This window comes from Pseudomonas eucalypticola (genome assembly GCF_013374995.1).
Classification (GTDB): domain Bacteria; phylum Pseudomonadota; class Gammaproteobacteria; order Pseudomonadales; family Pseudomonadaceae; genus Aquipseudomonas; species Aquipseudomonas eucalypticola.
The window spans coordinates 5,716,385-5,736,482 of sequence record NZ_CP056030.1 but is presented as its reverse complement, the minus strand read 5'-3'; the positions used below and the strand labels follow the sequence as shown (position 1 = coordinate 5,736,482).

Annotated in this window: 17 protein-coding genes; 13 read left to right on the top strand and 4 right to left on the bottom strand. The window is 64.7% G+C overall.

Annotated features, from left to right (window positions below):
- The first annotated feature begins 24 nt into the window (after positions 1-24).
- From ribH to HWQ56_RS25625, 7 genes are all read left to right on the top strand, one after another.
- Positions 25-501, top strand: a complete 477-nt coding sequence (gene ribH, locus HWQ56_RS25655) for a 6,7-dimethyl-8-ribityllumazine synthase (protein WP_158152609.1) — start codon at positions 25-27, stop codon at positions 499-501.
- Positions 498-998 carry a transcription antitermination factor NusB gene (gene nusB / locus HWQ56_RS25650; RefSeq protein ID WP_027982038.1) on the top strand — a complete coding sequence of 167 codons (501 nt, stop codon included), beginning with the start codon at positions 498-500 and terminating at the stop codon, positions 996-998. Before ribH ends, nusB begins: the two co-directional genes overlap by 4 nt.
- Positions 999-1,016: 18 nt before the next feature.
- Positions 1,017-1,982, top strand: coding sequence for a thiamine-phosphate kinase (thiL, locus tag HWQ56_RS25645; protein ID WP_176572064.1), 966 nt, complete (start codon positions 1,017-1,019; stop codon positions 1,980-1,982).
- Positions 1,979-2,488: a phosphatidylglycerophosphatase A family protein gene (locus HWQ56_RS25640; protein WP_176572063.1), complete on the top strand. Its 510-nt coding sequence runs from the start codon at positions 1,979-1,981 to the stop codon at positions 2,486-2,488. The genes thiL and HWQ56_RS25640 overlap by 4 nt, the downstream gene beginning before the upstream one ends.
- 14 nt (positions 2,489-2,502) lie before the next feature.
- A complete protein-coding gene (locus HWQ56_RS25635; protein WP_233270796.1) occupies positions 2,503-3,231 on the top strand; it encodes a substrate-binding periplasmic protein in 729 nt (242 codons plus the stop codon).
- A 117-nt stretch (positions 3,232-3,348) separates the two neighbouring features.
- Positions 3,349-3,966 (top strand): GTP cyclohydrolase II, encoded by a 618-nt coding sequence (gene ribA, locus HWQ56_RS25630; protein WP_158152606.1) that lies wholly within the window; start codon positions 3,349-3,351, stop codon positions 3,964-3,966.
- Between the two features lie 67 nt (positions 3,967-4,033).
- Positions 4,034-4,828, top strand: a complete 795-nt coding sequence (locus HWQ56_RS25625) for a cobalamin-binding protein (protein WP_176572488.1) — start codon at positions 4,034-4,036, stop codon at positions 4,826-4,828.
- A gap of 124 nt (positions 4,829-4,952) precedes the next feature.
- On the opposite strand, the gene HWQ56_RS25620 is transcribed toward HWQ56_RS25625, so the two are convergent.
- The 4 genes from HWQ56_RS25620 to HWQ56_RS25605 form a co-directional block, all read right to left on the bottom strand.
- Positions 4,953-6,821, bottom strand: coding sequence for a TonB-dependent receptor domain-containing protein (locus tag HWQ56_RS25620; protein WP_176572062.1), 1,869 nt, complete (start codon positions 6,819-6,821; stop codon positions 4,953-4,955).
- Between the two features lie 60 nt (positions 6,822-6,881).
- Positions 6,882-8,777 (bottom strand): 1-deoxy-D-xylulose-5-phosphate synthase, encoded by a 1,896-nt coding sequence (gene dxs, locus HWQ56_RS25615; protein ID WP_176572061.1) that lies wholly within the window; start codon positions 8,775-8,777, stop codon positions 6,882-6,884.
- Positions 8,778-8,873: 96 nt separating this feature from the next.
- Complete coding sequence (locus tag HWQ56_RS25610) at positions 8,874-9,761, bottom strand: polyprenyl synthetase family protein (protein WP_158152603.1); 888 nt, start codon at positions 9,759-9,761, stop codon at positions 8,874-8,876.
- Complete coding sequence (locus HWQ56_RS25605; protein WP_158152602.1) at positions 9,758-10,000, bottom strand: exodeoxyribonuclease VII small subunit; 243 nt, start codon at positions 9,998-10,000, stop codon at positions 9,758-9,760. Before HWQ56_RS25605 ends, HWQ56_RS25610 begins: the two co-directional genes overlap by 4 nt.
- A 189-nt stretch (positions 10,001-10,189) precedes the next feature.
- On the opposite strand from HWQ56_RS25605, the gene HWQ56_RS25600 reads away from it, so the two are divergent.
- The 6 genes from HWQ56_RS25600 (at position 10,190) to HWQ56_RS25575 (ending at position 20,098) form a co-directional block, all read left to right on the top strand.
- Entirely contained in the window at positions 10,190-11,410 is a 1,221-nt protein-coding gene (locus HWQ56_RS25600; RefSeq protein ID WP_176572060.1) for a putative DNA modification/repair radical SAM protein, read from the top strand.
- Positions 11,407-12,231 (top strand): TIGR03915 family putative DNA repair protein, encoded by an 825-nt coding sequence (locus HWQ56_RS25595; protein ID WP_158152600.1) that lies wholly within the window; start codon positions 11,407-11,409, stop codon positions 12,229-12,231. The genes HWQ56_RS25600 and HWQ56_RS25595 overlap by 4 nt, the downstream gene beginning before the upstream one ends.
- A gap of 135 nt (positions 12,232-12,366) precedes the next feature.
- Entirely contained in the window at positions 12,367-13,155 is a 789-nt protein-coding gene (locus tag HWQ56_RS25590; RefSeq protein WP_176572059.1) for a YfaP family protein, read from the top strand.
- A 36-nt stretch (positions 13,156-13,191) separates the two neighbouring features.
- Positions 13,192-14,916 carry a DUF2138 domain-containing protein gene (locus HWQ56_RS25585; protein WP_176572058.1) on the top strand — a complete coding sequence of 575 codons (1,725 nt, stop codon included), beginning with the start codon at positions 13,192-13,194 and terminating at the stop codon, positions 14,914-14,916.
- 17 nt (positions 14,917-14,933) lie between these two features.
- Positions 14,934-15,542 carry a DUF1175 domain-containing protein gene (locus HWQ56_RS25580; protein ID WP_245217903.1) on the top strand — a complete coding sequence of 203 codons (609 nt, stop codon included), beginning with the start codon at positions 14,934-14,936 and terminating at the stop codon, positions 15,540-15,542.
- Positions 15,539-20,098, top strand: coding sequence for an alpha-2-macroglobulin family protein (locus HWQ56_RS25575; RefSeq protein ID WP_176572056.1), 4,560 nt, complete (start codon positions 15,539-15,541; stop codon positions 20,096-20,098). The genes HWQ56_RS25580 and HWQ56_RS25575 overlap by 4 nt, the downstream gene beginning before the upstream one ends.

The following is a 20,098-nucleotide window of genomic DNA, read 5'->3' as shown; positions in this document are numbered from 1 at the left end:
GCTCTTTAAGACGAGACTCACCGAATGACCCTGAAGACCATCGAAGGTACCTTCATTGCCCCCAAAGGTCGCTATGCCCTGGTGGTTGGCCGTTTCAACAGCTTCGTCGTCGAAAGCCTGGTGAGCGGCGCGGTTGATGCCCTGGTTCGCCACGGTATCAGCGAAAGCGACATCACCATCATCCGTGCCCCTGGCGCCTTCGAGATCCCGCTGGTTGCGCAGAAAGTCGCTCAGCAGAGCGAGTACGACGCGATCATCGCCCTGGGCGCGGTCATTCGTGGTGGCACCCCGCACTTCGAATACGTGGCTGGCGAATGCACCAAGGGCCTGTCCCAGGTGTCCATGGAGTTTGGCGTACCGGTGGCCTTTGGCGTGCTGACCGTCGATTCCATCGAGCAGGCCATCGAGCGCTCCGGCACCAAGGCCGGCAACAAAGGCGCTGAAGCGGCCCTGTCCGCCCTGGAAATGGTCAGCCTGCTGTCGCAGTTGGAGGCCAAGTGATTTCCGACGAAAGCGATCGTTTCAACCCGCGCGATCCAAAACCTGCGGATGCTGGCAAGCCTTCCAAGAGCATGAAGCGTCGTGAAGCCCGCAAGCTGGCGACTCAAGCCCTGTACCAATGGCACATGGCAAGCCACTCGCTGAACGAGATCGAAGCGCAGTTCCGGGTCGACAACGACTTCACCGACGTTGACGGCGCCTACTTCCGCGAGATCCTGCACGGCGTTCCTGCCAGCAAGACCGAGATCGATGCCGTGCTCAAGCCGTGCATGGACCTGGCCCTGGAAGAGCTGGACCCGGTTGAACTGGCCGTGCTGCGCCTGTCCACCTGGGAATTGCTCAAGCGTGTCGACGTGCCGTACCGCGTGGTCATCAACGAAGGTATCGAGTTGGCCAAGGTCTTCGGTTCCACCGACGGCCACAAGTTCGTCAATGGCGTGCTGGACAAGGTGGCGCCGAATGTCCGCGCCGCCGAAGTGAAGGCGTTCAAGCGCTGATCCACGCGCTTGCAGACCATGGGCGAGTTTGAGCTTATCCGACACTTCTTCGCCGCCGCGCCCTGTGCGCAGGGCGGCGACGGGGTGGCGCTCGGCATCGGTGATGACTGCGCCCTGCTGGCCCTGCCAGCCGGCCAGCAGTTGGCCGTGTCGACCGACACCCTGGTAGCCGGGGTGCATTTCCCCGACCCTGCCGACCCCCTGCTGCTCGGCCAGCGCGCGCTGGCGGTGGCTGCCAGTGACTTGGCGGCCATGGGAGCTTCCCCGCTGGGCTTTACCCTGGCGCTGACCTTGCCGTCGGTGGCCGAAGGCTGGCTGCAGCCGTTTGCCGAGGGCCTGAACCGCATGGCCCGGCAATGTGGCCTCAGCCTGATCGGGGGGGACACCACCCGTGGGCCGTTGAGCCTGACCGTTACCGTGTTCGGCGCTGTACCCGCCGGGCAGGCGCTGCTGCGCAGTGGCGCCCAGCCGGGCGACCTGCTGTGCGTGGGCGGGGTGTTGGGCGACGCTGCCGGCGCCTTGCCGTTGGTGCTGGGCCAGGCCCAGGCGCCGGCGGCGGTGGCCGGGCCCCTGTTGGCCCATTACTGGTCGCCCCCGCCGCAATTCGGCCTGGGCCAGGCCCTGCGCGGCAGGGCCACCGCTGCCATGGACATTTCCGACGGCCTGCTGGCTGATTGCGGGCATATCGCTTCGGCATCCAGGGTAGCGCTGGCGCTGCAACTCGAGGCCCTGCCGCTGTCACCGGCCTTGCTGGCCTTCTGCGGCCACCACGGGGCGCAGAACGCCGCGCTTACCGGCGGCGATGACTACGTGCTGGTCTTCAGCCTGCCGCGTCAGCACCTTGCAAGCCTGCAGGCCGACGGCTGGCCTGTCCACGTGGTGGGCCAGGTTGCTGTGGGGCAGGGCGTCAGCCTGCTGGACGGGGCGGGCCGCGATATCACCCCCGCCGTGCGCGGCTACCAACATTTTCGGGAGACACCGTGACGCATCCCTCCAACCAGGCCGTGGCACAGAACGTGCCGCTGTCGGTCTGGCGCAACCCGTGGCATTTCATGGCTTTCGGCTTCGGTTCCGGCACGCTGCCCAAGGCGCCCGGTACCTGGGGCTCGTTGGTGGCCATCCCATTCATGCCCCTGTGGCAGGCGCTGCCCGGCTGGGGCTACTGGCTGATGCTGGGCGTTACCATGCTGTTTGGTTTCTGGCTGTGCGGCAAGGTGGCGGACGACCTGGGGGTTCATGACCACGAGGGCATCGTCTGGGACGAGATGGTCGGCATGTGGATCACCCTGTGGCTGGTGCCCCATGGATGGCAATGGCTACTGGTGGGTTTTCTGTTGTTCCGCTTTTTCGACATACTCAAGCCCTGGCCCATCCGTTGGGTGGACCGGCACGTGCACGGCGGGTTCGGCATCATGCTCGATGACGTCCTGGCCGGGGTCTGCGCCTGGCTGGCCATGCAGGTGGTGGTCTGGGGGTGGCACTGGGTTTGACAGGAGGCACGGCGATGGTCAGAAGGATGCTGATGATGGTGCTGGGCCTGCTGGCAGTCGTCCGCGTGGCGGCGGCCGAGCCGGCCTTGGGGCCGATAACCGTCGTCAGCGAAGCGTGGAGCGACTACACCAACGCCGACGGCACGGGCCTTGGGTGGGACATCCTGCGCAAGGTGTTCGAGCCAGCCGGGGTGCAGGTGCATACCCGTACCGCGCCGTACACGCGCTCCATGGGGTTGGTGCAGCGTGGGGAGGCCGACGCCTGGGTCGGCTCCTACCATGACGAGGTGGCCAGCACGCGCTACCCTCGTTGGTATTACGACACTGACCACATCTATGCACTGGGCCTGGTCGACAAGCCCGCGCCCACCCTGGACACCATTGGCCGCTACCGTCTGGCCTGGGTGCGTGGCTATGGTTTCGAACGCTACTTGCCACGAATCCGTCAGTACAACGAAGTACAGCGCCGCACAGGCATCCTGCCGATGCTGGCGCACGACCGGGCCGATTACTACATCGATGCCTACACCGAGATCGAAGGCATTCTCAAGGACGCCGGTAACCCTGCGCAGTTCAAGCTCACCCACATTGCCGAATTGCCCTTGTACGTCGGGTTTGCCGACACCCCTCGGGGGCGGGCGCTGATGGCGCTGTTCGACCAGCGCATGGACACACTGGTACCGGGTGGCGAACTGCGACAGGTCTTCGCCCATTGGAAGCAGCCTTATCCCTTTGCGCCATAAGCGATCAAACTTACTGATCTTTAACCCCCATAATTCAGCCTAAGCGCCGCCAGTAAGCTGCTGTTACAATGCAGTCCTCGGTCAATTTTCATGTCAGATATTTGATAGGAGCACACGGTGCCCGTCGTTTTTGTCGCCGCTTCCAAGCTGCCAACGCCTTTTGCGCAATTCACCATGCATGGTTTCCTCGACGAGGCCACCGGCCGCGAGCACGTTGTGCTGAGCCTGGGCGATGTCGCCGACGGCGAGCCCGTGCTGGGCCGTCTGCATTCGGAGTGCCTGACCGGTGATGCGCTGTTCAGCCAGCGTTGCGATTGTGGTTCGCAACTGGAAGCTGCCCTGCAAGCCATCGCCCGTGAAGGCCGTGGCGTACTGCTGTACCTGCGCCAGGAGGGCCGCGGCATCGGCCTGCTGAACAAGATCCGCGCCTATGAACTGCAGGACGGTGGTGCTGATACCGTCGAGGCCAACGAGCGCCTGGGTTTCGCCGCCGACCAGCGCGACTACGCCATGTGCCTGCCCATGCTGGAACACCTGGGCGTCAAGTCCCTGCGGTTGATGACCAACAACCCGCGCAAGGTCAAGGCCCTGACCAAGATGAACATCGTGGTGGCCGAGCGTGTACCACTGCACACTGGCCACAACCCCCACAACAAGCACTACCTGGCCACCAAGGCTGGCAAGTTGGGGCATATGATGGGCAACGAGCACCAGAGTGAGGTTGGCCAGGCGTGAGCCTGCCACAGGCGGACCGTCAACCCGTGGCAACATCGTGCCGGCACGGCATTCCCCGTCAGCGCGCCTGACGCGCTGGGGGCTGATTGGTTGCCTGTTGTTCTGCAGCGCGGCGTCGGCGGCGCAGCGGGTGGTCAGCCTGGCGCCTTCCTTGACGCAAATCGTCCTTGAACTGGGGGCGCAGCAGCGCCTGGTGGGCATGCTCGACGCCGGCCCGCGGCCTGCAGGCCTGGCCCAGGTGGCGTCGGTCGGGCATTACGGCCAACTCAATAGCGAAGCCTTGCTGGCGCTCAAGCCCGACCTGCTGTTGCTCTGGCCGGGCAGCGTCGGGGCGGCCCAGCGCGATCAGCTGCAGCGTCTGGGCATTGCCACGTTGGTGGTGGATCCGCATACCCTCGATGAGCTCGCAGGGCAGATCGAAGTGGTGAGCCAGCATCTGGGGGCGGCCGAGCGCGGGCAGCGCCTTGCCACGGGTATCCGGCAACGGCTGGCGGCGCTCAGCGCGCGTTACCGCCGGCAGCTGCCACTGCGGGTGTTCTACCAGGTCTGGGACAAACCGCTTTTCACGCTGGGTGGCCAGCAGATCATCAGCGATGCCCTGCGGGTGTGTGGCGGCGAAAACATCTTCAATGAGCTGCGGTTACCGGCCCCCCAGGTCAGCATCGAGTCGGTGTTGCAGCGCGATCCCCAGGTGATACTGGTGCCGGACCAGGCCCAGGCTGATGCCTGGCGTGCCTGGCCAGAGGTAGAAGCGGTCAAGGCAGGAAGGGTGTGGACACGCGATGGCGCGCTGGAGCGCCCCAGTGCCGCGATGATCGATGCCGTTGAATCGCTTTGCCGCAAAATGGCGTCGCCCACCTGATGTAAAGCGTTGCCTGTTTCCCGAGCTTCGCCCGGTCCCATAGGGGGCCGCATCAACCCGGTGGGACCGGGCGAAGCGCGGGAAGGGGTCGACACGCAACCAGGATTTTCCCGAAAGCCCGCGCCTATAGCGCTGGATTCCACGTCAACCCAATGGTCCAGGCCCGCCCCTGCTCTCGATACCCATACGCTTGCCCATCGAACTCGTACAGCACCCGGCTGTACTGGCGATCGAGCAGGTTATCCACTTTCAGGTCGACCTTCACCTGAGGCGTCACCGCCCAGCTGCTGCGTAACCCCATCAGCGCGTACCCGCCGATCCTTTGCTGGTTGGAGGCGTCGTTATAACTGCGGCTCACCGCTTGCCAGGTGACGCCGACGGCCAGCGCCCCGAAGCGCCGGTCCAGGTCCCAATTCAACGTGCGCCGGGCCCGGCGGGTCATGGTGTGGCCACTGTCGCGGTCGCGGGGGTCGATCACCGCTAGGCTCAGGGCGCTGTTCCAGTCCCTGAGCTGCTGGCGCAAGACGGCCTCGGCCCCATTGATACGCGCGTGGCCGATGTTCTGCGGCAAAAAGTTGCTGTCCAGGACGATGGCGTCGCTCAGTTCGGTACGGTAGAGCGAAGTCTCCAGGCGCGTGGTATCGCTCAGGCGGCTGCGCCACTGCAGCTCATAGCTCTTCGAATGCTCGGGTGTGAGGTTCGGGTTGCTGTAGCCCGGGTAATAGAGATCGTTGAACGTCGGCGCTCGGAAGCCTTCGCTGTAGGACAGCACCAGGTCATTGCTGCGGTTGACGAACCAGGTCACCGCCGCGCTCCAGGTGTTCTGCCCGCCGAACTGCTGATTCACGTCGCGGCGCCAGCCGACTTGAGTCCCGAAGCTGTCAGTTCGGTAGCTGTGCTGGACGAACGCCGCGCGGTTCCAGCGGCTGTCCTCAGCGAAGGCGGTGCTGCTGGTGACCCTGTCCTGGAAGATATCCACACCTGCCAGCAGGCTGTTGCGTTCATCCAGGTGCAAGGTGTTCTGCCACCCCAGCGAATCGCGGTAGGTGTTGAATGCTGAATGTTCGTCGCTGAGGGTGTCGCGCGAAGTTTCCTGGTTCTCGCTATGGCCCAGTTCCAAGCGGCTCTTCCAATGTTCCGTGAGCCGGGCGTCGACATAGGTGCCGAAACTGCTCAGCTGAAAGTCACTGTAGGGTTTCTGCCCAACCGTGCTGAGGCTCAACGAGTCAAACCGGCCAAAGGGGTTGTCGTACTCGTTCTTGCCCTGGTTATCGAGCAGGGTGATCCCGGCCTCCAGGTCGTCGGTGAAGTAATGGCTGGCGGTGAGGCTCAGGGAACGGTTGCGATAGGCGTCGTGGTCCTGGTCGCTGGCAAATGATGCATGGGTACGGTTGATGCCCGCGCTTTCGTCCAGCCCGGCGCTGAGGGCGAAGCGACTGTCGTCATTGGCCCCCGACAGCCCCAGGTCGCGCTGCCAGTGCCCATCGCTACCAGCCGTCACGTGCAGGCGGCCCTGCAACCCCGCTTGATCGGCACGGCGAGTAAAGATCTGGATGACCCCCGCCATGGCATCAGCGCCATGGATTGCCGAACGGGCACCCCGCAACACTTCCACCCGTTCAATCTGGTCGACACCCAGGTTCTGCAGGTTGCTGTCGGCTGATGTGGCCGTGGCCACGCGCACGCCATCCACCAGCACCAGGGTCTGGGACGACTGCATGCCGCGGACGAAAATGCCGGGCAGGCTACCGCGCCCGCCGCTTTGCGCCACCTGTACCCCAGGCACGCGGTTGAGCAGATCGACGACACTGTCCGGTTGCAGGCGATCGATATCAGCGCGGGTGAAAACGGTGCTGGCGCTGGTGCTGCTGTCCCGCTCTTCAGCTTGCCGGTTGGCGCTCACCAGGGTGTCGGCGAGCTTGAGCGGCTCATCGTCGCCCCAGGCGTCCGGGGGGCACAACAAGGCGATGGGCAATAGCAGGGCGGGGCGCATGATGTGTCCTCGCAAAGCACTTCCCGGAGGGACCGTTTCCGGTGCCCCGGGAAGCGCGGCTCAGAGCCCGAGCCGTTGCAGCCGCTGGGTGACGGCGGCTTTGATACCGGCTTCGTCCAGGCCGCATTCGGCCAGCATCTGGGCCGGCTTGGCGTGTTCCACATAGCTGTCTGGCAGCCCCAGGTGCAGCACGGGCTTGAGCAGGTTCTCGCGGGCCAGGAACTCGCTGACCGCAGCGCCTGCGCCGCCCATGATGCTGTTTTCCTCGACCGTCACCAGCAACTCGTGGCGAGCGGCGATATCACGCACCAGGGCTTCATCCAGGGGCTTGACGAAGCGCATGTCGACCACGGTGGCGTCGAGCTTCTCGGCCACTTTCAGGGCTTCGGCCAATTGTACGCCGAACACCAGCAAGGCGGTCTTGCTGCCGTGGCGGCGGATGATGCCCTTGCCGATTTCCAGTGGCTCCAGGCCTGCCTCGATAGGCGCGTTGGGGCCTGTGCCGCGGGGGTAGCGCACCGCGGCCGGGCTAGGGAACAGGTGGCCGGTGGTGAGCATCTTGCGCAGTTCGTTCTCGTCGCTCGGGGTCATGATCAGCATGCCCGGAATGCAGCGCAGGTACGACAGGTCGAAGCTGCCGGCATGGGTGGGGCCGTCTTCGCCCACCAGGCCAGCGCGGTCGATAGCGAACAGCACGTCGAGGTTCTGCACCGCGACGTCGTGCACCAACTGGTCATAGGCGCGCTGCAGGAAGGTGGAATAGATAGCCACCACCGGCTTGGCACCTTCACAGGCCATGCCCGCGGCCAGGGTCACCGCATGCTGCTCGGCGATGGCCACGTCGAAATAACGCTCGGGGTAACGCTCGCTGAAATCGACCAGGTCCGAGCCTTCTTTCATGGCGGGGGTAATCCCCACCAGGCGCTCGTCAGCGGCCGCCATGTCGCACAGCCACTGGCCGAATACCGCAGAGTACTTCGGCCCCGTGGTCTTTTTCGGCGCGGCAGGCGCGTTCAACGGCTCCAGCTTGGTGATGGCGTGGTAGCCGATCGGGTCCACTTCGGCCGGGGCGAAACCCTTGCCCTTCTTGGTGACCACGTGCAGGAACTGCGGGCCCTTGAGGTCACGCATGTTGCGCAGGGTAGCCACCAGGGTAGGCAGGTCGTGACCGTCGATCGGGCCGATGTAATTCCAGCCCAGTTCTTCGAACAGGGTTCCGGGTACCAGCATGCCCTTGGCGTACTCTTCGGTACGGCGGGCGATCTCCCAGGCACCGGGCAGGCGCGACAGCACCTTCTTGCTGCCTTCGCGCATGCTGGCGTAGGTGCGGCTGGAGAGGATCTTGGCCAGGTAGTTGGACAGCCCGCCGACGTTGCGCGAGATCGACATGTCGTTGTCGTTGAGGATCACCAGCATGTCGGCGTTCACCTCGGGCGCATGGTTCAGCGCCTCGAAGGCCATGCCGGCGGTCAGCGCGCCGTCGCCGATCACGGCGATGGATTTGCGCCCGCTGTTCTGCAGGCGCGCGGCGATGGCCATGCCCAGGGCGGCACTGATGGAGGTGCTGGAGTGGCCGACACCGAAGGTGTCGTACTCGCTCTCGCTGCGCCGCGGGAAAGCCGCCAGGCCTTCTTTCTGGCGCAGGCTGGCCATGCGCTCGCGACGACCGGTCAGAATCTTGTGCGGGTAGGCCTGGTGGCCCACGTCCCACACCAGGCGGTCGTCGGGCGTGTCGAAGACGTAATGCAGCGCAATCGTCAGTTCGATGACGCCCAGGCCGGCACCGAAGTGCCCGCCGGTCTGGCCAACGGTATAGAGCAACTCCTGGCGCAGTTCATCGGCCAGGGTTTCCAGCTCGGCTTCACCCAGGTGGCGCAGCCCGGCCGGCGTGTCGGCACGGTCCAGCAGGGGCGTCAGCGGGCGTTCGCGGGGAATCTCTTGAAACGTCGTGGGCATCAGGCGAATCGTTATAGATATGAAGTGGCGGCAGTTTAACCTATGCAGCGCCGACTGCCCACGCGATGACGCATTGGGCGGTTGGCGCAGGGTCGTTCAACTGCGACGTTCGACAATGTAACGGGCCAGTTCGCGCAGCGGTTCGGCTGCCGCGTCAAACGGCCGCAGGGCCTCCAGCGCCTGGTCGCGCAGCTGCAGCGCATAGGCCTTGGCCAGATCCAGGCCCAGCAGCGCCGGGTAGGTCGGCTTGTCGCGGGCGATGTCTGCGCCCTGGCGCTTGCCCAGGGTCTGGGTGTCGCTTTCCACGTCCAGAATGTCATCCTGCACCTGGAACGCCAGGCCGATGGCCTGTGCATAAGTCTTCAGCGCCTCGCGCTGTTGGGCCGTGGCGCGGCCGCTGGCCAGTGCGCCCAGTTGCACGCTGGCTTCGATCAGCGCCCCGGTCTTGTGCCGGTGCATGAATTCCAGGGCCTTCTGGTCCAGCTTCTTGCCCACCGAGCCCAGGTCGATGGCCTGGCCGCCGACCATGCCGGCGGGGCCAGCGGCGTTGGCCAGCACCATGGCCATCTGCAGGCGCAGCGCCTCGTTCTGCGGGCTCAGGCGGTCATCCAGCAGGGCTGCGAAGGCCAGGCTCTGCAGGCCGTCACCGGCCAGGATGGCGCAGGCTTCGTCGAACGCCTTGTGGGTGGTGGGCTGGCCGCGGCGCAGGTCGTCGTCGTCCATGGCCGGCAGGTCGTCATGCACCAGCGAATAGGCATGAATCAATTCCACCGCGCAGGCCGCGCCATTGGCCTGTTCGGCCGGGGTGCCCAAGGCTTCGCAGGCCGCATACACCAACAGCGGGCGTACGCGCTTGCCACCGTTCATCACGCTATAGCGCATGGCCTCGTAAAGGCGCGCCAGTTCAGGGGCAGGGGCGGTGAACAGGCTGTTCAGGGCGCCATCGACACGCGCCTGGCAGGTGGCCTGGTAGGTGCTGATCATTCGGGCTGTTCCGCGTCAAAGGGCTCTTGGGTCAGCTCCCCGTCGCGTTCGAGCAGCACTTGCACCTTTTGTTCGGCCTGGGCCAGGGCGGCCTGGCAGTCGCGGGTCAGGCCAATGCCTTGTTCAAAGGCGGCCAGGGAGTCCTCCAGCGACAACTCGCCGTTCTCCAGGCGCTCGACCAGGGTTTGCAGATCGGCCAGCGATTGCTCGAAATCCACGGAAGCTTTCTTACGGGCCATGGCGGCTACTCTCGACAGGGTTCAAACCGCGCGACACTAGCAGAGCAGGGCGCCACGGGCAAATCAGCGGCTGCAAAACACTGTTGCAGGTTCCCGCCGTTGGTCACTTTTCCGCCAACCTGGCGCAAAGTCCTTGAGTGGCCGGGTCTCGTGCCTTACTGTACATAAAAACAGTATCGAGAAAACCCCATGCAGCTGATCGAGAAACTCAGCATCCTTGCCGACGCCGCCAAGTATGACGCTTCCTGCGCCAGCAGCGCTGCGCCCAAGCGCAGCTCCGAAGGCAAGGCCGGCCTGGGTGCCACCGATGGCATGGGGATCTGCCACAGCTATACCCCTGACGGCCGCTGCGTGTCGCTGCTCAAGATACTGCTCACCAACTTCTGCCTGTTCGATTGCCAGTACTGCGTCAACCGCCGCTCCAGCGACGTGCCGCGGGCCCGCTTCACGCCTGAGGAAGTGGTGACCCTGACCCTGGATTTCTACCGGCGCAATTGCATCAGCGGGCTGTTCCTGAGCTCCGGCATCATCCGCTCGGCGGACTACACCATGGAACAACTGGTGCGCGTGGCCAAGCTGCTGCGCGAGGAGCACGAATTTCGCGGCTATATCCACCTCAAGACCATTCCCGAGGCCGACCCACGCCTGATCGAGGAGGCCGGGCGCTACGCTGACCGCCTCAGCGTCAACATCGAGCTGCCCACCGATGCCAGCCTGCAGACGCTGGCGCCGGAAAAGCAGGTAGGCTCCATTCGCCAGGCCATGAGTACCATCCATGTGGGCCGCGAGGCGGTGGCCAACGAATCCAAGGCGCCGTCCTTCGCCCCGGCAGGACAAAGCACCCAGATGATCGTCGGCGCCGATGACACCGACGACAGCACCATCCTGCACAGCGCCGAAAGCCTGTACGGCAACTTCAAGCTCAAGCGTGTGTATTACTCGGCGTTCAGCCCGATTCCCAACAGCCCGAAAAGCGTACCCCTGGCGGCCCCGCCATTGATGCGCGAGCATCGACTGTACCAGGCCGATTTCCTGTTGCGCGGCTACGGCTTCAAGGCCGGCGAACTGTTTCAGGGGCCCGGCCACCTGGCGTTGGATATCGACCCCAAGCTGGCCTGGGCGCTGGAGCATCGCGACGTCTTCCCGCTGGACCTCAACCGCGCCGAACCAGCGCTCATCGCGCGCATTCCCGGCATCGGCATCCGTACCACCCAGCGCCTGGTGGAATTGCGCCGCCAGCGCCGCATCCGCTACGAGGACCTCACACGCTTGCGCTGCGTGTTGGCCAAGGCCAAGCCATTTCTGATCACCAGTGACTACCATCCGCGCCAGGCTGACAGCAGCAGCCACCTGCTGCGCGAGCAGTTGCGCGATCGCCCGGCTCCTCAGCAGATGGGGTTGTGGGGGTGATCTGCCTGGACTGCGATGACCTGTTCGCCACCTGGCGGCAACAGGCTCGCTGGTTGCTCAGCCATGGGGTAGAGCCCAGCCAGGTCAGTTGGGAAACCGCCGAGCTGTTCGCCACCGACCTGGAACTACCCGCTACCCCCGGGCCGTTCCAGGCGCGCATTCCACTGGCTTTGGTGGAGCAATTGGAGGCGGCGGCCCGTTACCGTGGCGAACAGCGTTGGAGCCTGCTGTACGAGGTGCTGTGGCGGGTCAGCCATGGCGACCGCACCGCGATGCTTGCCGGCGATAGCCTGGGCAGCGAGTTGCATCGGCGCCTGAAACAGGTGTCACGTGAAGCGCACCACCTGCATGCGTTCGTCCGTTTCGTGGCCCTGGCGCCGGCCGAAAGCGCGCCGGGTCGCCCTGAGTATGTGGCGTGGCATGAACCGGCACACGACATTCTCGAAAGTGCCAGCTCTCACTTCATCGGACGCATGGGGCGGCACCGCTGGCTTATCGCAACCCCCCGGGATGGCGTTTATTACGACGGCGAGCAGTTGCACCATCAACGCCAGTGCCCTGCGCCCTGGCAACAGTTGGCGCGTGAGGCCGAAGACCCTCATGGCGAGCTGTGGTTGACCTACTACAGCCATATCTTCAATCCGGCGCGGCTCAACACCCGGGCCATGCAGGGGCACCTGCCCAGCCGTTTCTGGAAACACCTGCCCGAAGGCGCATTGATCCCGGGCCTGATCAGTGAAGCGCGCACCGGCAAACAGCGCGATGGCCAAGCGGGCTCCGTCGGCGCCCGCCAGGGCAAGCGCATCATCACCGGAGGATGAGCACTGCTCGACATTTCCAGCGTGGGGCCGATTGTTAAAGCCCAGGCAAGTGGTTAATCTTCGCCCGCCCTGAAAACGGGCTATAAAAGGTGTCCTGGAACCGACACCCATCACCATGCATTGCAGGAAGCACCCATGCGATTCTTTCTCGGGTTGAGCGCCATCTTGTGGGCATCCATCGCCCTGGCGGAGACCACGGCCACGCTCGACGGTCCCGTGGGCGGTTGGCGTTATTTCGGCCTGCTCGACCGTACCGAGAACCCGCGCGTGGCCTATCCCACGCCGCCCATCGACCGTGGCATCCAGCGCAACCGCAGCATGATCGAAGGCCAGATCAAGGCCACTTCCGCCGCGCGCCAGCCCCACACCCTGGCTGTTAACGGCAATGCCCTGAGCCTGTATACCGACGAACACGGCCGCTTCGCCCGGCCCTATGCTTTCGGGGCCGGCTCCAACAGCGTCGAAGTGCGCAGCAGTGAAGGCGCATCCCTCAAGCGCGTGCAATTCTATGAAGCCAACGACCAGCGCACGCCCGCACGCATTCGCATCTTCCTGGCCTGGGATGACCCCAAGGCCGAACTCGACCTGCACATCATCACCCCTGACGGCCAGCACGCCTTCTACGCCAACCCGGTGCTGAACAACGGCGGCGGCCTGGACACCGACAGTGTCGACGGCCCCGGCCCGGAAATGTTCACCATGACCGCGCCGATGCATGGCACTTACCTGGTCTACGTCAACTACTGGGGCAACTACAGTAATGGCGGCTATAACTTTGAGGAACGCGGCAACCAGAACGAGGTGATCACCTCGCAAATCAACCTGGTGCTCAACGAAAACACCGTCAATGAAAAACGCGAGAGCTTCATCGTGCCCTTGCGCGCCATCGGCGACCTGCTGCTGGTCAAGACCTTCACTTATTGAACCCTGCACCGCATGGATGAATCGGGCTTTGCGAACATGAGCGAAAACACCGCTGTACCGGCCGCTACACCCGCGGCGCCAACACCTCCCGGCACCGGCAAGCGTCGTAACCTACTGCTGGCCGCAGGCCTGTGCCTGGTGGCCGCCGTGGCGGGCGGCATGGGCTGGTTCCTGCACAAGCCCGCCTTGCCTGCGGTGGCCCTGGCCATGGACAAGTTCGGCCTCAGCCGCCCTGATGCGCTGCTGGAAACCCAGTCCCTCAGCCAGTTGCCCCGCGACGTCCTGAGCGTGCCGTTCCTGCGCGACACCCTTACCGAGGACTTCGTTTTCTACTACGAAACCCACGGCGACCGCCTGGGCCTGATCGGCAGCCTGCGACGCATCATCTACGAGCATGACCTGAAGCTGCAGGACAACCTCATCGAAGCGCTGTTCGACCAGCCCGCCGACGTGGCCCTGTGGCGCGGCGCCGATGGCCGCCTCAAGGACTTTTTGCTGGTAATGGACCGCGGGGGGCTGGCCAAGCTGCTGGAGCCACTGGCTCACGTGGCCCTCGACGACCAGCAACTGAGCAAGGTCGGGGAATTGAAGGTGGCCAGTGAGGCCGTACCGATCTACCGGCTTAGCTACAACGCCACCAAATCGCTGCTGTTCGCGTCCCGTGGGGACAAGCTGGTGGTGCTGTCCAACCCGGACAAGCTCTACGAACACACCGATGACAGCGACGTGCCGCCGGGCGCGGTGTCGACCCAGGCCATGGCCGCATTGCTGAGCGGCAACCAGTTATTCCCCGAAGCATTTGGCCTGAAACCGCGTGAGCCCGGGATCAAGCAACGCATCTCCATCGGTTCCAGCGTGCTTGCCATGGGTTACCAGCGTTTCATCCCCACCTTCGCAGGCGTGCGCCTGGACATGGACGACAAGGGCTGGCACAGCTTCCTGGCACTGGATGAAACGGCGAGCGGTGCGAACCTGAACTTCGCCCCCGTGTGGCAGGCCATGCCGCTCGGCGCCAGTGCCTGTGTGGCGCTGCCTCTGGCTGCCGAACAGCAACAACCCTTGCTGGTGAAGCTGGGCGCCGACGAGCAGACCGCCAAGGCCCTGACCGGCCACATGACCGGCGCGGCCGGGCTGTGTTGGTACCCGGACTCAAAACTCTACACGCCATTGCTGGTGGCCGGCCTCGACACCGGCGACGGTGGCAAGCTGGACGCCGACCTGGGCAACCTGTTCGGCGCCATGGTCGGGGCCTGGGAAAGCAAGGTGCCCGGCGGCAAGTTCGCGGTCAGCGAGCAGACGCCAGCCGACGGCCATCAATGGCAGCGGCAGGTGAGTTCCAACTTCGGCCAATACCGCAACCGCGAGGCCGAGCAGCCTGACAGCATCACCGGCAAGGGCTTTTTCAAGGTCAGCCTGGCGCGCCATGGCTCGACCCTGCTGTTCTCGCTGGACGACAAGCTGGTGGACAAAGCTGTTGCCACCCTGGACAAACACTTCGCGCCGCTGGCCGATGTAGCGCCCAAGGATGCCCTGATGTCCGTGTACCTGGGGCCTGACTCCCTGGCGCAGCTGATGCAACAGGAAACACTCGACAGCCTGCCCCAGGACATGGAGCCGGTGTTTCGCAATGCCGCCCAGACCCACCTGATTCCCAAACTGCAGAAACTGGCCGGCTACGGCAAATACGCCCTGACCTTGCCCGAGGGCAGCGAGCCCGATGGGCATTGGCAGTGGCTGCCCTTGCAATGGCGTGCCCTGTGAAATCATTCCTCCCGGGCATGGCCGCGCTGCTGTTCAGCGTCCGGCTGCTGGCCGCGCCCACACCGGCGCTGGATGCCGAACAGAGCCAGGTGTTCCGCGCCTGGTTCGTGCGTATCGCCCAGGAACAGCTGACCCAGGGCCCCAGCCCGCGCTGGTACCAACAGGACTGCGCGGGCTTGGTGCGGTTCGCCGCCAATGAAGCGCTCAAGGTTCACGATGACAAGTGGTTGCGCGCCAACGGCCTGTCCAACCGCTACCTGCCGCCAGAGCTGGCGCTCACGGATGCCCAGCGCAGCCTGGCCCGGCAGTGGCAGCAGGGCGGCGGGCAGGTTGGCCCCTACGTCAATGCCATCAAGCTGATTCAGTTCAACAGCCGCCTGGTAGGCCGTGACATCAACCAGGCTCGCCCGGGCGACCTGATGTTCTTCGACCAGGGTGACGACCAGCACCTGATGATCTGGATGGGCCGTTACATTGCCTATCACACCGGCACCACCACCCCCACCGACAACGGCATGCGCTCGGCAAGCGTGCAGCAACTCATGACATGGAAGGACACCCGATGGATACCCGACGCAGCCAACCCGAATTTCATCGGTGTCTATCGGCTCAATTTCCTGCGATGAGCCGCGCGCTGGTGGTGCGCCTGTGCCTGTGGCTGCTGTGCCTGCTGGCGCCCGTGGGCCTGGTGCGCGCCGAAGACTCGGTGTCGGCCAGCGACTACGCGCCCCTGGCCGGCGAAAGCTTTTTCCTGCTGGCCGACAGCAGTTTTGCCACCGACGAGCAGGCCATGGTGCGCCTGGAAGCACCGGGCCGTGATTACCGCCGGTTCCGCATGGAGCCGTATGGTGGCGCCGATATTCGTGTCTACCGCATCGACCAGCCGCTGGAATTCCTCAAGCGGCAAAAGAACCTGCATCGGGTGGCCAGCGAGGGCCAGTTCAAGGGCGAGGGGCTGTCCAACACCCTGGCGTACCTGTGGGACAACTGGTACCGCAAGTCCCGGCGCGTGATGCAGCGGGCGTTTTCCTATGAGTCGCGCAAGGAAGTGACGGACCAGGTGCCGGAACTGAAGATGGGCAATACCATCGCCGCACCCACCCAGTACGATGCCCAGCCCCAATACGCACCCATTCCCGGCCTGCCGCTGGTGACCCAGTTCCGTTACCCGCTGTGGCAAGCCAAGCCGATCCAACCGCCCAAGGGCGTCGACCTGGCGGGCTCCTCCAGCGAGTTCATCAGTGTCGCCCCTGGCAACGTCTACATCCCCCTGGGCAAGCTGAAGCCCGGCCTGTACCTGGTGGAAGCGCTGATTGGCAAGTACCGCGCCACCACCGTGGTGTTCGTCTCCAATACCGTGGCCGTGAGCAAGATCGCCGGCGACGAATTGCTGGTGTGGGCTGCGCGCAAGCATGAAGGCAGCTCGGTACCCAAAGTGAAAGTGCTGTGGACCGACGGCTTGGGTGTGATGAGCAGCGGCGAGACCGACAACGACGGGCTGCTGCGCCTCAAGCACGTCAGCCCCGAGCGTTCCTTTGTCATTGGCGAAGACGCCGAGGGCGGGGTGTTTGTCTCGGAGAACTTCTACTACGACAGCGAAATCTACGACACCAAGCTCTACGCCTTCACCGACCGGCCGCTGTACCGGCCCGGCGACTGGGTGTCGATGAAAATAGTCGGGCGCGAATTCAAGAACGCCCGCGACTCGGTCAACCCCGCAGGTGGTGCCGTGCACGTCAGCGTCATCGATGCCACGGGTACCACCCTGCAAGGCATGGACCTGAACCTGGACGCCAAGGCCGGTACCCAGGGCCACTTCCAGCTGCCCGACAATGCAGTGGCCGGGGGGTACGAGTTGCGCTTCACGTACCGCGACCAGACCTACAGCAGTGCCTTCCGCGTAGCCGAGTACATCAAGCCGCACTTCGAGATTTCCCTCGACCTGGCCAAGCAGGACTTCCGTACCCATGAACCGGTCAAGGGCAAGCTGTTGCTGATGTACCCCGACGGCAAGCCGGTGGCCAACGCCAAGCTCACCCTCAGCCTGCGCGCCCAGCAATTATCGATGGTGGAAAACGAGCTGCAGTACCTGGGTCAATTCCCGGTGGAACTGACCAGCACTGAACTGACCACCGATGCCAAGGGCTACGCGAGCATCGAGCTACCGGCGGCCGAAAAGCCGAGCCGCTACATGCTCACCGTGTTCGCCAGCGACGGCGCCGCGTACCGGGTCAAGACCACCAAGGAAATCCTCATCGAGCGGGGCGCCGCCCAGTACCAGCTCGGTGCGCCCGAGCGCTTCAGTGCCGTGGGTGACAAGGTCGCCTTCAGTTACCAGAGCGAGCAGCCGACTCCGGTCAAACCCGCGGCCTACACCTGGGTACGCCTGGAAGACCAGACCACCGGCGGCGCCAAGCTGGGGGCGGCGGACAAGGGCTTTACCGTGGCCTTCGACCGACCCGGCACCTACAACCTCAGCCTCGTCGACGAACACCAGCGCATCCTTGGCGCCACCGGCCATTCGGTGACCGGCGACGGCGTCAAGGCAGTGCCGGGTACCGTGGAGATCACCCTCGACAAGGCCGAGTACAAGGCGGGCGACGAAGCCTTGGCGCTGATCACGTTCCCCGAGCCTGTCAGTGATGCCTTGCTGTCGCTCGAGCGTGACAAGGTCGAGGCCACCGCGCTGCTGACCAAAGGCGGCGACTGGCTGAAAATCGATACCCTCAGCCCCACCCAATACCGCGTGCACATTCCGGTGAAGGATAGCTTCGCGCCCAACCTGACCTTCTCGGTGCTGTACACCAAAGGCGGCGAATACAGCTTCCAGAACGCTGGCATCAAGGTGGTGCAGCCGCAGATCGACATCGCCATCGCGACCGACAAGGACCACTACCAGCCTGGCGACACCGTCACCGTCGACCTCAGCACCCAGTTCGCCGGAAAGGCCATTCCCGCACACCTGACCGTCAGCGTCGTCGACGAAATGGTCTATGCCTTGCAACCGGAAATCGCCCCTGGCATTGACCAGTTCTTCTATCACCCACGGCGCAACAATGTGCGCACCAGCGCCAGCCTGTCGTTCATCAGCTACGACGTGGCCCTGCCCGGCAGCCCCACGGCACCCGGCAAGGCCAACCGCAGCGAGCGTGGCGTGAAGGTGCTGGAGCGCCCGCGCCGCGAAGACGTCGACACCGCTGCCTGGCAGCCGGAGTTGGTCAGCGACGCCAGCGGCAAGGCGCGCTTCACCTTCCGCATGCCCGACTCCCTGACCCGTTGGCGCATCACCGCACGGGCCATCGCCGATGACGGCCAGGTGGGGCAGAAAAAGCAGTTCATCCGTTCCGAAAAGCCCCTTTACCTGAAATGGAGCGGCCCAACGCGCTTCCGCGCAGGTGACAAGCCTGACCTGGGGGTGTTCGCCTTCAGCCAGGCAGAACAGCCGGTCAAAGCTGAACTGGTGATCCACGACGGTGGCCAGGAACAGCGCCTGCCGCTGACCCTCAACCCCGGCATCAATTACATTCCCTTGCCTGGCGGGGCGCTGCAACTGGCCTTGGGTACGACCCACCTGGCGGCCGAGATCCAACAGGACGGCAAAACCCAGGACGCCCTGGCCATCGACCTGAAAACCGTCGCCGACGGTTGGCAGACCGTTCACACCCAGGCCCTGGACGTCACCGCTGGCGACATCCCGCTGTCGTTGCCCGTCGATGCCAGCAACCTGCGCCTGCGCCTGGACGACAGCCCGCAAGCGCTGTTCCGCGCCAGCCTCGACGACTTGCTCGAATACCCGTGGGGCGGTGTCGAACAAACCGCCAGCCAACTGTTGCCGTTGGCCATCGCTTACCCGGCCCTGACCGCCGACCCCGGTGTGCGTGACCGCCTGCGGCTTATCCTGCAGAACAGCCGCCTGCGCCTGGTTCAGATGGCCGGTCCCGAAGCAGCCTTCACCTGGTGGGGCGACGACCGTGCGCCCGATGCGTTCCTGACCGCATACGCCTATTACGCCGACTGGCATGCCAGCAAGGCCTTGGGCCTGAGCCTGCCGCCAGAGCATTGGCAGCGAGTGATGGACGTGTATGCCAAGCAGGCGGCCAGCACCCCCTTGCTGCAGCGGGCGCTGATCCTGTCGTTTGCCCGCGAGATGCAATTGCCGGTCAACACCCTGCTCAGTGGCCTGATGGCCGATCTTGCCAAGGCTGGCCCGGGGGCCAACGCCAACCTGATGGACGATGGCGAAGACAGCGTGGTCATGGGCGCCCCCGAGTCGGCCCTGGGCCTGGCCAGTGCTCGCGTGTTGACCGCAGCCCTGGCGCAACAGGCCAAGGTCACCCAACCGCCGGCCTTCGCCAGCGGCCTGGAAGAGGCTCGCCAACGGCTTGCCACCAGTGGCCAGCCGTTCGCCGCCGCCTTGGACCTGTCGCTAAAGCCTGCCACGGCCGACCAGGTCCGCGACCTGTTGCAACGCCTGTTGCCGCAGCAGTCGACCCTCGAGCGCGCCCTGGCGCTGACCTGGCTGCAACGCAGCATCGAACAGGCACCCAAGCCCACTACCTTGGCTCCCGCGGCTGATTGGCGGGCGGCGCAGGGCGCCACCGGCAGTGGCTTCTGGCAGTGGCAGGGCACCGGCGTACCGGCCGCCCTCAACGTCACCGGCACCAGTGAACGTCCCGTTCGCGCAGTGCTGACCTTCAACAGCAAGCAGACCGCCCCGGATGACCTGCCGGTAGTGGTCAAGCGCCGGCTGCTGCGCCTGGTTCCCGGTGACCAAGCCTTCACCTTCAAGCTCGAAGCAGTGGGCAACAAACCTCTGGCCAGCGACAGCCTTTACCTGGATGAGGTGACGGTCAGCACCAAGGGCCAGCCACTGCGCTATGGCATGCTTGAAGTGCCGCTGCCGCCGGGCGCCGATGTGGAACGCACCACCTGGGGCATCAAGCTGACAGGGCAGGGCGCCACCGATGCCGCACCGCTGGAAAAGGCCCGCTTCGAACCCGGGCAGATGGCCTACGGCATCGCCGTCGACAGCCTCAGCGGCGAGCTACGGTTCCGTCACTTGGTGCGCTTCTCGCAGAAAGGCCAGTTCACCTTGCCGCCGGTGCGCTACACCCAGCTCTATGCGCCGCAGCACAAGGCCGAAGAGAAGAAGGCAGCGGTTGGCCAGGTTACGGTCCAGTAA

What these genes read in the sequence shown, in the direction of transcription:
- ribH (WP_158152609.1), top strand. Translation starts at nt 25, where the DNA reads ATGACCCTGAAGACCATCGAAGGTACCTTCATTGCCCCCAAAGGTCGC.
- thiL (WP_176572064.1), top strand. Translation starts at nt 1,017, where the DNA reads ATGGGCGAGTTTGAGCTTATCCGACACTTCTTCGCCGCCGCGCCCTGT.
- HWQ56_RS25635 (WP_233270796.1), top strand. Translation starts at nt 2,503, where the DNA reads ATGGTCAGAAGGATGCTGATGATGGTGCTGGGCCTGCTGGCAGTCGTC.
- HWQ56_RS25620 (WP_176572062.1), bottom strand. Translation starts at nt 6,821, where the DNA reads ATGCGCCCCGCCCTGCTATTGCCCATCGCCTTGTTGTGCCCCCCGGAC.
- dxs (WP_176572061.1), bottom strand. Translation starts at nt 8,777, where the DNA reads ATGCCCACGACGTTTCAAGAGATTCCCCGCGAACGCCCGCTGACGCCC.
- HWQ56_RS25610 (WP_158152603.1), bottom strand. Translation starts at nt 9,761, where the DNA reads ATGATCAGCACCTACCAGGCCACCTGCCAGGCGCGTGTCGATGGCGCC.
- HWQ56_RS25605 (WP_158152602.1), bottom strand. Translation starts at nt 10,000, where the DNA reads ATGGCCCGTAAGAAAGCTTCCGTGGATTTCGAGCAATCGCTGGCCGAT.
- HWQ56_RS25600 (WP_176572060.1), top strand. Translation starts at nt 10,190, where the DNA reads ATGCAGCTGATCGAGAAACTCAGCATCCTTGCCGACGCCGCCAAGTAT.
- HWQ56_RS25590 (WP_176572059.1), top strand. Translation starts at nt 12,367, where the DNA reads ATGCGATTCTTTCTCGGGTTGAGCGCCATCTTGTGGGCATCCATCGCC.
- HWQ56_RS25585 (WP_176572058.1), top strand. Translation starts at nt 13,192, where the DNA reads ATGAGCGAAAACACCGCTGTACCGGCCGCTACACCCGCGGCGCCAACA.
- HWQ56_RS25580 (WP_245217903.1), top strand. Translation starts at nt 14,934, where the DNA reads ATGGCCGCGCTGCTGTTCAGCGTCCGGCTGCTGGCCGCGCCCACACCG.
- HWQ56_RS25575 (WP_176572056.1), top strand. Translation starts at nt 15,539, where the DNA reads ATGAGCCGCGCGCTGGTGGTGCGCCTGTGCCTGTGGCTGCTGTGCCTG.